Origin of the sequence: Paenibacillus ginsengarvi (assembly GCF_003626695.1) — a bacterium.
GTDB lineage: Bacteria > Bacillota > Bacilli > Paenibacillales > NBRC-103111 > Paenibacillus_AB > Paenibacillus_AB ginsengarvi.
In genome coordinates this window covers 39411-52319 of record NZ_RBAH01000022.1, presented here as the reverse complement: position 1 = coordinate 52319, position 12909 = coordinate 39411, and the positions used below count along the sequence as shown (strand labels likewise).

10 protein-coding genes are annotated in these 12909 nt (G+C 55.2%); 2 read left to right on the top strand and 8 right to left on the bottom strand.

Annotation, left to right across the window (positions count from 1 at the left end; translation table 11 throughout):
• Positions 1 to 139: 139 nt before the first annotated feature.
• The 6 genes from D7M11_RS25290 to D7M11_RS25265 all read right to left on the bottom strand — a co-directional run bounded on the left by D7M11_RS25290 (position 140) and on the right by D7M11_RS25265 (position 7251).
• Positions 140 to 1714, bottom strand: coding sequence for a hypothetical protein (locus D7M11_RS25290; RefSeq protein ID WP_120750055.1), 1575 nt, complete (start codon positions 1712 to 1714; stop codon positions 140 to 142).
• Positions 1715 to 1721: 7 nt separating this feature from the next.
• Positions 1722 to 4037, bottom strand: a complete 2316-nt coding sequence (locus tag D7M11_RS25285) for a glycoside hydrolase family 31 protein (protein ID WP_120750054.1) — start codon at positions 4035 to 4037, stop codon at positions 1722 to 1724.
• A 34-nt stretch (positions 4038 to 4071) separates the two neighbouring features.
• Positions 4072 to 4269, bottom strand: coding sequence for a hypothetical protein (locus D7M11_RS25280; RefSeq protein ID WP_120750053.1), 198 nt, complete (start codon positions 4267 to 4269; stop codon positions 4072 to 4074).
• Positions 4259 to 5407, bottom strand: coding sequence for an ABC transporter substrate-binding protein (locus D7M11_RS25275; protein ID WP_120750052.1), 1149 nt, complete (start codon positions 5405 to 5407; stop codon positions 4259 to 4261). The genes D7M11_RS25280 and D7M11_RS25275 overlap by 11 nt, the downstream gene beginning before the upstream one ends.
• Before the next feature lie 180 nt (positions 5408 to 5587).
• On the bottom strand, positions 5588 to 6361 hold the full coding sequence (locus D7M11_RS25270) for a helix-turn-helix transcriptional regulator (RefSeq protein WP_120750051.1): 774 nt from the start codon (positions 6359 to 6361) through the stop codon (positions 5588 to 5590).
• A gap of 158 nt (positions 6362 to 6519) precedes the next feature.
• Entirely contained in the window at positions 6520 to 7251 is a 732-nt protein-coding gene (locus D7M11_RS25265) for a Stf0 family sulfotransferase (protein ID WP_120750050.1), read from the bottom strand.
• Positions 7252 to 7625: 374 nt separating this feature from the next.
• Here D7M11_RS25265 and D7M11_RS25260 point away from each other — a divergent pair, with 374 nt between their 5' ends.
• On the top strand, positions 7626 to 8543 hold the full coding sequence (locus tag D7M11_RS25260; RefSeq protein ID WP_120750049.1) for a methyl-accepting chemotaxis protein: 918 nt from the start codon (positions 7626 to 7628) through the stop codon (positions 8541 to 8543).
• 476 nt (positions 8544 to 9019) lie between these two features.
• On the opposite strand, the gene D7M11_RS25255 is transcribed toward D7M11_RS25260, so the two are convergent.
• Both D7M11_RS25255 and D7M11_RS25250 read right to left on the bottom strand, forming a co-directional pair.
• A complete protein-coding gene (locus D7M11_RS25255; protein WP_120750048.1) occupies positions 9020 to 9562 on the bottom strand; it encodes a M23 family metallopeptidase in 543 nt (180 codons plus the stop codon).
• A 556-nt stretch (positions 9563 to 10118) separates the two neighbouring features.
• Positions 10119 to 11933, bottom strand: coding sequence for an FAD-dependent oxidoreductase (locus tag D7M11_RS25250; RefSeq protein WP_120750047.1), 1815 nt, complete (start codon positions 11931 to 11933; stop codon positions 10119 to 10121).
• 126 nt (positions 11934 to 12059) lie between these two features.
• Here D7M11_RS25250 and D7M11_RS25245 point away from each other — a divergent pair, with 126 nt between their 5' ends.
• Positions 12060 to 12851 carry an AraC family transcriptional regulator gene (locus D7M11_RS25245; RefSeq protein WP_120750046.1) on the top strand — a complete coding sequence of 264 codons (792 nt, stop codon included), beginning with the start codon at positions 12060 to 12062 and terminating at the stop codon, positions 12849 to 12851.
• Positions 12852 to 12909 lie beyond the last annotated feature (58 nt).

Here is a 12909-nt window from a genome sequence, read left to right as displayed (position 1 = left end):
CTTGTACATAGAGTCACTCTACAAATGTATGTCCGCGATCCGGCTGTCATGAATCCCGATATTCACTCACTCCAAAAACGCGAAATACCGCCGCATCGCTTCGGCGATTGCAGCGGTATCTCTAGATCGTTAACCGGTGTTACGGCTCCGTCGGGGCGTTCGTGGTGGGGGTCAGCACGAGCAGTGTAACCGCGTTCCTTTCCAGGTAAGCGGTCTTGAGGAAGGAGTCGCTACCCGCCGCGACATAGTCCCCCACCTTCGTAAAAGCGGCTTGCGCGGGATTGTACCGGTAATTGCTGTGCGCCGAGTCGATCAGGTAACGTTCTACCCGGATGTTGTTGCCGCTGAACGCGGCCGGAAGGTGCTCGATTGCGATAGTCGTATCGTAATCCGGGCCTGTCGAGGTATACTTCTTCGTCCCCGAGCTGTTCGTCCAAATATGCTCGTACCAGTTGAAGTTCCAGGCCATGACCGCAACTCCGCTGCTGTCCGCGCTAGCAATCCCGTATACGCCGAAGCCGTCGGCGTTCTGCCCGTCGGATGCAGCCGCTACTCCGTTTGCTTTCAGCATGCTTTGCATTTTCATCATGTTGCCGTACGGGGTCAGCACGCCCTGCACATCGGGAGCGAGTATGTTCTTGATCGTGTTGGAAGAATGGCGGTCCACCCAATGGAACGGGGCAAGCCCCTGCATCGCGTATTTGTAATGGATCGTCGCCATGCCGGAAGCTTGCAGCAGCACGTCGCGGTCGTAGCTGTCGGAATGCTCGTTGCCGCCGAAGATGCCGGCTTCGGTTACGTATACGGGCGTGTTCGGGTCCAGTCCTTTGGCGGCAAGCCAGCCTTGCAGCGTTGCCTTCTGCCCCTCTAGCGATATGGGCTTCGCATGGCGTATATACGTATGATAGCTAATAAAATCGAGCCGTTTGTCCGGATTCGGATCGCCGGCAAAATCGTCCAAAAACTGCTCCGTCCAGCCGCTAAGCTGCTCTTCCACGGCCCCGCCCACTTGCAGCGGAATGGCAGGGGTTAGCTGAGCGTTTACGGTACGGACGGCGCGGTCGTACACCTGATAAAAATCGTAGTACGAGTAGTTCACGATATTTTTATAGCCCAGATTCCACTCGTTCAGCGCCTCGACGTATTTGATTTTCGGGTACAGCTGCTTATAGTGGGTCAGGATGTTGACGAGAATCGTTTCGTACTGCTGAAGCGTTATCGTGCCGTTATCGACTTTGTCTACGCCCTTCAAAATGTTCAGCATGATCTCGTCGGACATCGAGCCGACCAGATTGAAATAGGCGTCATAGTAGTTGTAGCTGTATTGACCGGTCGAATAGTTGTAGACGGAGTCCATCGGAATCCACATCCGGTACACCTGAAATCCGAATGGCTGAAGCTGCTGCTTATCCGGGGTATTGTTCACCAGTTGCCAATAGTTCGCGTTCGTCCGTTTCGGCCGGAACAGGTCGAGCGCCGGTTCATAGACGGAAGCGTCAACGCTAATCGTAGCCGTAGCGGCAGCGTTAACGCTCTCAGTTCCGCTCTGTACAGCTGGGACACCAGCAGCGGCTTCTTTTTGCGCCGGAGCCGGAGCCGCAGCAGCTACGGCTCCGGATAGCGAAGCGACAAGCAGCAGAGACATGAGCGCCTTCGCCCTGCTCAAACCGCTGCGGCTTCGCTTGTTTGGCGAATTGTTATGCGACAAGATCATCTCGGGGTTACCTCCCTGTCTTGTAAACGCCGTCCTTCCCGTCTCGCAGCTCGTACAGCCGCTGCTCCAGGGGATGGTAGTAATAGCCGCCGCATTCCCCGGTCCGCTCAGGGACCGAGGCAAACCGGCGATATTGGATATCGTCCCAGTTGATGTCTCCCGTATGCTGGGCGAGCGCCGCATGGGGGATGATGGCCCCATCCCGGACGAGCAGGACGACAGGCACGTTCCCTGCCTCGATCGTTTGCCAGCGCCTCCCCTCGTAATGGAGTCCGCTCTGGTAGTCGATCCAGCGTCCGGGCGGCAAGTACACGTCTCTGGCGGAACCTTCCTCCAGAAGCGGGGCAACCAGCAGGTCGGAGCCGAATAAATAAGCGTCCTCAATCGTCCATGAGGTTTGGTCGTCGGGAAATTCGAAGAACAAGGTGCGTATCATCGGATGTCCGGTCTTCGAGCTCAGCCACGCCTGCGTATAAATGTACGGCATGAGCTTGTAGCGAAGCTCGGCCGCCTCACGGAAACTTTCGACGAAACCGTCCCCATACTCCCACGGTTCCTTCGGCGGAGCGCCATGACAACGGCTGTGCGAGACGAGAAGACCGAACGGCAGCCAGCGGCGGTATAACGCCTCCGGACTTTGCCGGGTAAAGCCGCCGATATCATGGCTCCAGTAGGTGAATCCGCTAAGGCCGAGCGACAGTCCGCCGCGCAGCGACGCCGCCATCGCGCTATCGGATATTTCCGCATCGCCGCCCCAGTGGAGCGGGTAGCGCTGGCTGCCGGCCCAGGCGCTGCGCGCCCAAATGATCGCCTCCCCGGTCGTTTGCCGCGTGATGTCCGCCGCCGCCTGATTGTACCGCAGCGGGTACAGATTGTGCTCGTAGAACCCGCTTTTGCCGGAGTGGTATTGGCCGCCTCGCGGTGCCGCTTCGCCAAAATCGACCTTAAACGCGCCGACGCCGAGCTTAAGTAAACCGGCCAGCTTTTGCTGGTACCACCTGACCGTCTCCGGGTTGGAGAAATCCAGAATCGCATCCTCGGTCGGCAGTTCCCCGTCGGCGTCGCGAATGGCAAGACCCCGGTCGATAATTTCCGCGAACAACTCATTGCTTGGCGTGAAATAGGGCAGCTGCCACAAGCTCGTGCGAAAGCCTTGCCGGTGCAGATCGGCGATCATCGTCTGCGCATCGTTAAATCGCGACGGGGAAAATGTATAATCGCACTGCCAGTCTTTCTCGAACCAGCCGGTATCGAGATGCAGCACGTCGCAAGGAATGCGGTGCTGCCGCAGCAGCCCGGCGGTCTCTCGCACCTCCCGCTCGGACTTGTACGTAATCCGGCTCATCCACAAGCCGAACGACCATAGCGGAGGCACCGGGCTTCGGCCGGTTAGCGCCGTATACTCGGACAGGATGTCCTTCGGCTGGCCGAAGAAAAAGAACAGGTCCAGCGTTTCGTCGGCGCAGTACAGCACGTTGGCTTCATCATACGAACAGCCCATATCGAAGGTCATCGGCGCCGAAGAATGGACGAACATGCCGTACCCGCGGCTGCTGAGCAACAGCGGAACCGGTTTGTACATTTGCGACGTTTGCACGCCGTGGGCATCCTTCACCCACAGGTCGATTTTTTGTCCGCGCTTGTCGAGCCGGGTGAACGATTCCCCGCAGCCGTACAGCTTCTCCCCGGGACTCAAGCAAAAGCTGGCCGCCAGCGCCTGCCGCATGTCGGACGTCGAGCGGACGAACGAGAAAGGTGTCGGTTCGGAATTGACGAGGCATGTGGTGTCGCTGTAATGATACGTCCCCGTCAGCTTGCGGCCTTGCCCGTCGCGGAACACGAAACGAAGCGGATCGCGCTCGATCGTAACGGAGCCGAACGGACTGCTCCATACGATCGGGCCCGCAGTCTCGCCGCCCTCTCCGGCATCGCCGGAAGCGGACCGAGACCAGCTTTCATGTTCATCGCCGGGAAGCTCCCCGTCCAGCATGACGGACGATCGGCTGTCCAAAACGCCCGGTCTAGTTTTCACTCGCAGCCGGACCGTTCTCGGCGATACGAACGACAGCTCGAACGGGAGCGCCGGCTCTTCGGCGTATTCGTTCGGAAACGTCCACGGCCGCGTCGGCTCGAAGCGGAAGTCCCCCTGATTGAAGGCGAACCGCGGCTTTTTGGCGAACCGTTTCCAGCGCAGCAGGCCGGAGCGGCCTGACGGGTCGATGCGGTCCACTCGGGCTCCGAGGAAAAACGTATTGTCTGTTTTTTTGAACTCGCGGATTATATCGATCGATTGATTCAAGCTTTCCGTTTCAAAGGAACTCATTCGTTGCTCTCCTACCCGTATGATGTCGGGACCGTTATTTTTTCAGCTCGGCGAGCTTTTTCTCGGTCATCTCCTGCGTTTCGCGCAAATAATCGTTTATATTTTTTTTGCCCAGCACGACATCGGATATCGCCCGCGTATAAACGGCGTCGATGCGCAGATCGTATATCGTCTTCGCCGGAATCGGAGCCGGCTTCAAGGCGAACATCGACTTGATGTTTTTACCTTTCACCTTCGACTCCTGTCCGGTCGGTCAGATCGCGGATTTTATCGTTCTTGAGCACCGTCATGAAGCCTTGCTTGGACGCGGCAGTCTGGTATTCGTCGGAGATCAAATATTTGATCACCACCAGCGCCTCCTCTTTATGCTGGCTGATCGAGGCGATGCTAAAGTAAACCGGATAATGCTGCGAACCGACTCCCGGCTGTTCCTGGAACGTGGGGAGGGTGACCATGTCCCAATTCATGCTTTCGAGGTCCCGGCTTGTGTAAAAGCTGGACAAAAAGGCGAACATCGCCAAGCTGCGATCCTTCACGAATTCGTTCTGGAACGGGTTTTCATTCGCCTTGTGCGCGAGGTACCAGTTTTTGTACTGCTCCTGCTGGGCTGGATCGACGTACAGCTTCTGGAAAAGCAGCTTCCACTTCTCGTCGTTGTAGGTCGGCTTCTGCGTCTGCGGATCGAGGACCGGCAGGGAGAATTGGCTCATCCGGGCGACGTGCTGCACCGAAGCGGCGAGGCCGAGGAAATCGACGCCTCCGTCGGAGCGGGTTACTTTTTTGCCCAACGCGATCGCTTCGTCCCAAGTCATCCCATCCTTCGGGTAAGGGACGCCGAACTTGTCGAAGATGTCTTTGTTGTAGAACAAAACCAGGTTTTGCGTTTGCACGGGCAAGCCGTATAGGCCGGAAGCCGACATGTTCTTGATGCCTTCCACGAGCGTCGGCTCGAACCGGTTCAGGTCGATCTGATGGGTTTTGACCGCATCCGTCAAATCGTACTGCAAGTTGTAGCGCATGACCGTATCCGGGAAATATCCGATCGTATCCCAGATCAGGTCGATTTTCGTGCCGGCGCTGAGCAGCTCCTCGACATTGCCGTTTTGGGGCCGTTTGATGTAATGGATCGTATAATTCGGGAATTTCTTGCGAATCGCGTCGCCGAACTTGTCGTTGAACCCTTCGTCGGTGTCGCCGCTGTTGGAAAATACGTTCAGCTCTACATGACGATTCGCAATTTCCGCCGAATTCGGCTTGGCCGCGTCATTTGGGCCGCCCTGCGGCGATGCCTCCGGCTTCGATCCTCCGCATGCCGTCAGTCCGATCATGGAGACGGCCAGCAGTGTGCAGGTCACGGTTGTTCTCTTCATGCTTACTCCCCCTTGTCGCAATCGTACGAGTATTAAGCGCTTTCACCTCTTTATCATAGAAAATCGCCCGCTTCCCCGCTAGGCACGTTATTCTCGATCATTCGGACGATATTCCGGTTCTGCTTTTTCTGTATGGGACGCTGCAAAACAAACAACCCTCCCGATTCAGGAGGGCTGCCGCTATGTCGACCTGATGTTCTTGCGAAGCTCCGTCGGACTCATGCTGCGGTATTTGCGGAAGATGCGCCCGAAATAAGTAATATCGTTAAACCCCACCTGCTCGGCGATTTCCGTAATGTAGCGGTCGGTTTCCTTGAGCAGACGTTCCGCCTCGTTAATGCGCAGCAGATGGACGTATTCGATCAGCGTTTTGCCCGTCATCTTCTTGAACATCGTGCAGAAATGATGCGGACTCAAATTAACCGCCCGGGCCGCCTCCTCCACGGTCATGTTCGCCCGGATATTGCCGCGGATCGTTTGCAGCAGCTCGTTAAAGGCGTAGTCGCGCGGACTCATCGTCTTCGCCGGAGGGGCCAGCTCCCGATGATGTCGGAAAATAAGGCCGAAGATGCGGTACAGCTCCGCCTTGACGAACAGCTCGTACCCGTTCGAGCGGTTATCCAGCTCGTCAATCAGCCGGGAGACAGCGCCAAGTATGTCGCTCGACAGCGGGTCGTCCCGCCGCAAAATAACCGGTAATTTCAGCCGGTGGGTAAGGATCGGCAGTATATACCGCTCCTCCGTACTGTCCAGACCGCTGTTGCGCAGCAGCGCCTCGTTAAAGACGATTGCCGCCATATGCGAATCCGGCTCCAACGGATGAGCCGCGTGCAGCTGCCTGGAATTGACGAACACGAGCTCGCCTTCCTTCGCTTCGCCGACAAAAGCATCGACCTGAATGGACACGCGCCCTTTTCTCACGTACACCCATTCCAGATGATCGTGCCAATGCAAATAAAACAGCTTCGTCTTGAATACGTTGATCGGAAACGTTTTGTCGGGAATGCGCGTAACTTCCTTTAAGGCATCCGTAGTCGTTGGTGTGGTCGTCGCCGTTCCCTCCTCCTCGCAAGCGGCTGTTTTTGTATACCATTATACCGCTTACGGGCGGGTTACCAACGTTTATTTTTCGAATCCCGCTGGCTCTCCTCGCGAAATCGCTGCACCCATTGCTCTGCCGTCTCATCGGCCAGTTTATCCAGCGCCGGCGAAGCCACGCTAACATTTAGCAGCGGGATGCCCAGAAACTCCAGCACGTTCAAGACCGTCCCCTCGTAATTCTGAATAAAATCCTCGTATACGATTGTCAGCGGTACGATGCCCGACTCCGAAAAAAAGTCCTCTAAGGCCGCTTCGCGCATCATACTTTCGAAGACCAGATGATGGATCGCTTCATAGTTATACTTGTCTGCAAGCTCGTGCTCCAACGGCTTCTCCCCGAACTTGCGATGCCATTCGCCGGAGACGATCGCACGCCACCAGGAGACCGCGAGTCTGACTTTATTGCGGCGCGTCATGTAAATATGCTTCGTGCAGTTCGGGAAGGCGGCGCTCCATACCTCCGCCCTCGTAACATGCTCCGGAAGCTCAAACATCGTGCGGAAAGCATCGATCCAATCCTGCTTGAAACTTGTTTTTAACCCAAACACACCGTTTGGCGTTGTTCCGTATTGCCACATCTGTTCCAGATGTTCGCGTTTGAACGCAGCCGGGTCATTGTGCTTGTGATGCAGCCATTCGGCAGGATTACCTGCCACTCCGGTCGAAGCCAGCGCATAATTAAGCAAAGTGCTGCCCGTACGCTGCGAAAACCAGATCGTATAGCTAAGTTTCGGTTTCGTCATCTAGGTTCCTCTCTTTCCATCCTGGGATTGATCATTCTGATGATAACGGCTCAGAACCGCTTGATGATATAGCAAAAACAGCTTAAAACGATTTTCTACGCAAAAAAGCCACATCGGCAATGAATCCGATGTGATCGCTCGTGAAGGAAACCATTTAACTCACACTATTTCGCATCATGCGTTCATCCCTGAAGCACAAGGAACGTCCATAAATTGTTGGAATTCGCCCTTTACTGGAGCAGGTTATGCGATATACTTGATATGGTCTTCTGATTCGATTGCGGGTGCCGCCCCACAACGCTCGGTATCCGCATTCCTATGCCCTGCTGCTCTTGTAATCCGGTATCATTTTACTGTGGAAGGACGCGACACCCATGAATAACGCCGCCAGTGAGAAGCCGCAAGCTCTGAAAGCCAGTGCCGTATTAAACGCCATCGAGTTATCGCTTGCGATGATTCAATTCAATACGCAGGGAGATGTCCTGTGGGCGAATGATTTGTTCGCTAAAGCTATGGGGTATCGGGCGTCGGAGATGCCCGGTATGCATCATCGGCAATTTTGCACGCCGGTATTCGCGGCAAGCGCGGAGTATGAGCAGCTATGGGACAACTTGCGCAAAGGGACGAAATTCCAGGAAAAGATCGTTCGCGTTAGCCGGAACGGCGATTTCCTCTGGCTGGAAGCGACATATATGCCGGTTTTCGATGAGGACGAGCGGGTAACGGGTGTACTAAAGGTTGCGACGGATATTACAGCGCGGGAAAAGGCAGCAGCAGCCATGACGACCGAGCTTCAGCGCATGGCGGAACAGTTATTCGGCCGTGCCGTGGAAGGCACGGATCGAAGCTTGCAGGCCGCTGCCGCATATGAAAATATCGTGCGGGACAACAGGAAAAGTCTGGAGCGTCTTCAGGAGCTGGAGCATCACACGAAAAACATTAGGCGGATCGTGCAGCTAATCCGGGAGTTCGCCTCCCAGACGGATCTTCTTGCCTTAAACGCGGCGATCGAGGCCGCTCACGCAGGCCAGTTTGCGCGCGGCTTCAACGTGATCGCGGCGGAAGTAAAGCGGCTGGCGCAAAGTGTACACGCGGCGACCAAAGACATACAAGACACGACGGAAAACATATCCCGCCACGTTCATCTGATCAGCAGCGGCACGAAAGAGGCTCAGAACATCATAGAAAACAGTCGTGACACCATCCGACTCGTGGTCGACGAGTTTGCCGGTATCCGTGAAGCGGCGGACCGGTTGGAGGAACAGGCGAATCATTTGAGCCGGATGCTTTAAGGGTCAGTCGTTGGACCTCTTCTCCAGCAATTTCAAGAAAGCGATATGTATTGCTCTGAGATAACTGATTATACAGATGAAGCCGACAATTAGAATAATGATAACTTCCAATACTCGCTCTCCCTTCGAGCCTTAGTTTTCTACGGTAATTCTACTTATTCGGCTAGAACGCTCTCAGCGTTTATTATCCAGCTCGTCCAATAATTCCAGGTTTTAGCTTGAAGGACCGAACTTTCCGTAGCTTTGCCAGCTGCCCGGATATCTGGCTTGCAAAACAACATACCCGGCATTTGCAAGAGGAATCGCCATATCTTCGGCGACAGGGTGTTTGGCAAGCCCGGGCACCAAACGATACCGACTCCGTTTGCGTGTTTAGGATCGGGTAAAAACAAATCGCCAAGTATGTCACCGTTACGGTCGAAAGCAGGCAAGGATCATACACCTCGCTATACGAATTTGGCTTTAACTGAATCCACTCAGCAATGATACCCCCTGTCTCCCAACTGCTTGAAATAGTTTCCCATTTCTCTAGCATCGAATCTGATCTGGAGCGGCGTTTTGTCCTTCCATGCGCCAATATGGACGTGTGGGTTTCGGGAGTAGCCGTTGTTGCCGACTCTTGCTACCAGGTCTCCTGCCTTGACCGAATCGCCCTCCGTTACAAGTACGTTCTGCACATGTCCTAAGAACACACGGACCCCGTCATTTCTTAAAAAGGTGATGCTGCTCGATCTCGACGGATTAATCTCCCCTACCAGGTTCGTGACCGGATTGAGGTAGACGGATTCGACGATCCCGTCGAACGGAGCGAGCACCTCGGCATCCCAGCCGTACCAGTCTTCGTTTTGTTTGCCGTCGCTTCTGTACTTCCTCATGAAGCCATCGACAAACTTCTCGATCATGCAATCGCAGCCCAGCGCATCGCCGATGTGCTGGTACTGCCCTTCCGGATGTTCGATTACGGAGAACGCATGTTTATGCACCGGGTGTATCGTAATAAACTCTATTTCGGTAGTCATTGGCAGATAGCTCCTTTTCCTACATCGACTTTCTTACCTAGTTCTCCAAAATTATCCATATTCCTGCCCAGAGCCGTTAAGAAAAGCTTCTATCGACGTAATTCGATGAAGTGCATTGGTATTTTTAGCAGCAGTTTCACTTCCTCTTCGCAGGGCAGCGCCGTTCTGTCAACGATAGCAGAACTTCTGCTTCCGTTATCGCTGTCTCAGCGGAACCGCCAGTTCCGTTATCGCCGCTTCACTAGCTTATTAAGCTTGCATAGAGGAAGCCGCTCTTCCTTTATTGCTCCACTTGCCCGGCTCCACTCGAGCTATTGGTCGCTTTAACGGAACTTTTGCTTCCGTTAAAGCCCGGACAGCACCGTTTTTCCAGCTTTAGCGGAACTTTTACTTCCGCTTCCCTGCCCCTGCGTCTAATCGAAGTCTTTCGATGACGCGCATCGAAAAAAAGCCGCAATCCATGCGGCTTTTCATCGGAGCTTCAGTATATTTTTCGCCCATGTTTTCGGGCATGAGCCATCGAAGACCTACAAGCAAGACAGACTACCGCTTCTCCTTACTCGCAAACGATCTCAACCACTCGCGCATGGTCCAACCCGTTTGTGGAGAGAACCTCCAGACGAAGCTTCTTCAACTGCTTCAGCTCAACCGGCAGGTGGATCATCCGCTGATAATGGTCCCGAATAAACGCGATCTCCGTCCACTCTTGCCCGTCAAACGCCATCAGCTTGAACTCCTTCAGCGTCTCGGCTTGCGGCCGCCCCCACTGCATATGCTTCTGGAGCGAATCCAGGTGGCACAGCATGAGCAGCCGGTGAAGCCCCGTATCCAGCACGAGCGTAATCCGGGAAACCTCAATCGGCTCCTTCCATTCCAGCTCCAGCCAAGGACGGGCGTCCCCCGGCTGCGACATCCAGCGATGCGTACCAGCTGTCGTGAGGTCGGGACGTACCCCCTTCTCCCCGTAAATGGCGCGGGTATGACCGTCGACCACATTGCCGCATGCTCCTGCCTCCTGCTCGGACGAAGCGGAAATCCGGGCTTGCCTCGCAAGATTGCGCTCGAGCTTGAGACCGGGCAAAAAAGCGCCCTGCCGAAGCAATTGCTGCTGGGCCTCCTTCACAACGCCGTCATCGCGCCAAGCGCGCTCCAGCGACAGGTTTCGCTTGATCGCCGTCGCCGCAAACGTGCCGAGGCCTTCGCCCATTACCGCGCAAGTCGCCATAACCCGGGTGCTGGAGAAAGCGATATGGGTAGCGGACAGATTGCGGCCGGCGAACATCAGGTTCCCGATGTTCCGGCTGATCATCGAGCGCAGCGGTATGCCATACAAATACGGTGTAAATGGCTGGTTGCACGGCTTCTCGTCTTTCGCGTCGATCCCCTGAGGCGGATGGGTGTCCATCGACCAGCCGCCATAAGCGATCACATCGTCGAAATCCACCGCCTGCTGAATATCGTTTTGGGTCAGCACGTGCTGACCGAGAAACCGTCTGGACTCCCGTTTGCCCGGAACAAAGCCGAACCAATCGAGCGCCCAATTGGCGGAATCGGGGTGATTGCCGCTATTTTTGATGTGATCCCATACCCCCAGCATAATCGCCAGCAGCTCGTCGCGAATCGACTCGTTATCCTTGATCGTATCCAGCGTGCCGCCGAACTCCACCCACCAGTAACCGAACTCCCAGGCGTTGTGATTTCTGAACTTCAAATCTTCCTCCGAAAATTTGCGGGCCCATGGCGGCGGCGTGAATGGCATCGGCCGTCCCATATCCTTCGAGGTGAACAACAGCGAAGAACCGAGCCGGTAAGCGTCTCTGTTCAGGCTCGCGCCGGACTCGTTATATTCGTCGATCCCTTCCCGACCGGTCGTATAATCGGCTCCCGCCTCAAAGCCGAGCCTGCCGTCTCCCGTGCAGTCGACAAACATCTCAGCCCGAATCGCGAACCGGTCTTCCGTGCTCTCCCGCACCGCCGTTACGGAACGAATCCGGGAGTCCTCGACATCGGCACCAACAATCGCCGTGTTCAGCAGCAGCGTTATATTCGGCTCGGCGCGGCATTTCTCGTACAAGATCAGATCCAGCATACTCGCGCTTCGCTGCGGATTGCGCACCGAACATTCGAGCACGATTTCTTCGATAATGCCGCTTTCCCTGCGCTCCGTCTCCAATATCTTCCCGATCGCTGACGCGCCGGATATATTCATACGAATCTCCGACGACGCGTTCCCGCCAAGCACGGGCCGGTCCTGACATAAAATAACCCGGGCGCCATTACGGGCCGCCGCCAGTGCAGCCGCTACCCCCGTCATCCCCCCGCCTGCAATCAAAAGGTCCGTATCCAGCCAGTTCACTTCGTTTCTCTCCATTGTCCATTGACTCCTTCCCAATCCATGATATCTTTAATTACATAGTAAGACCTCCCGCTATCATATTGGAATTCATATAATTTCTTCTTCATATCCAAAATTTCAGAAAACGAACGAGGTGAAGCAATGCTCGCAGAGCTGCCGGAAATCTTATACCTGGTATACTGGCATAAAAAAGAACAGTTTTTGTACGAGACGGATACCTACGTCACTTGGGTTTTATTCGCTGTAGAGGAGGGGAAGTTCGAATATCGGATCGGAGAACATTACGGCGAAGCGGAGTTCGGCGACGTCGTCGTATGCCCGCCGCAGCTCCCTTTTTGGCGAAACGTGCTGGTTCCTTTAAGCTTCCACTCCATTACATTCACTTTGCCTAATGGAATACCGCAACAGCTTCAGCAGCTTCTCGCGTTGCGGAAAATCCGGCTGCCCCAAGTCCGGCGCCTGACCGAAAACTACGACTGCCTCAGGCAGGCAAGCCAGCAGCTGCCCAGCTCGGAACTGCAAAAGCTGAAGCAGCACTACTTGGCGGACCTTTGGCTGATGATCGCACAGCAGGCGGAACAATCTACCGACACCGGCCTAATGCGTCAGCAAGACGAATCCATTCGCGATGTGGCCCATTACTTGAAGGACCATGCCCATGAATCGATCGAAATCCGGGACGTCGCCGGCCGGTTCGGGATGACTCCTGTGCAGCTCATACGTAAGTTCAAAAGCGTCTACGGCGTCAACCCGCTGCAATACTTGACGGCCATCCGGGTCAAGACGGCATCAGGGCTGCTGCTGCAAACGGAGTGGACCCTCGATACGATCGCGGCGGAATGCGGTTACGAAAACGGCTTCTACCTCAGCCGCGTCTTCCGCAAGGCGATGGGACTCAGCCCGTCCGAGTTCCGCAAAATCAACAGATACTAGCGGCGAATCCGGCTTCGCCGCATACAAAAAAGCACAGACATCGGCATGTCTGTGCCAT

Excerpts from the sequence above, each read along its gene's own strand:
- D7M11_RS25290 (WP_120750055.1), bottom strand. The coding sequence starts at position 1,714 with ATGATCTTGTCGCATAACAATTCGCCAAACAAGCGAAGCCGCAGCGGT.
- D7M11_RS25285 (WP_120750054.1), bottom strand. The coding sequence starts at position 4,037 with ATGAGTTCCTTTGAAACGGAAAGCTTGAATCAATCGATCGATATAATC.
- D7M11_RS25275 (WP_120750052.1), bottom strand. The coding sequence starts at position 5,407 with ATGAAGAGAACAACCGTGACCTGCACACTGCTGGCCGTCTCCATGATC.
- D7M11_RS25265 (WP_120750050.1), bottom strand. The coding sequence starts at position 7,251 with ATGACGAAACCGAAACTTAGCTATACGATCTGGTTTTCGCAGCGTACG.
- D7M11_RS25260 (WP_120750049.1), top strand. The coding sequence starts at position 7,626 with ATGAATAACGCCGCCAGTGAGAAGCCGCAAGCTCTGAAAGCCAGTGCC.
- D7M11_RS25255 (WP_120750048.1), bottom strand. The coding sequence starts at position 9,562 with ATGACTACCGAAATAGAGTTTATTACGATACACCCGGTGCATAAACAT.
- D7M11_RS25250 (WP_120750047.1), bottom strand. The coding sequence starts at position 11,933 with ATGGAGAGAAACGAAGTGAACTGGCTGGATACGGACCTTTTGATTGCA.
- D7M11_RS25245 (WP_120750046.1), top strand. The coding sequence starts at position 12,060 with ATGCTCGCAGAGCTGCCGGAAATCTTATACCTGGTATACTGGCATAAA.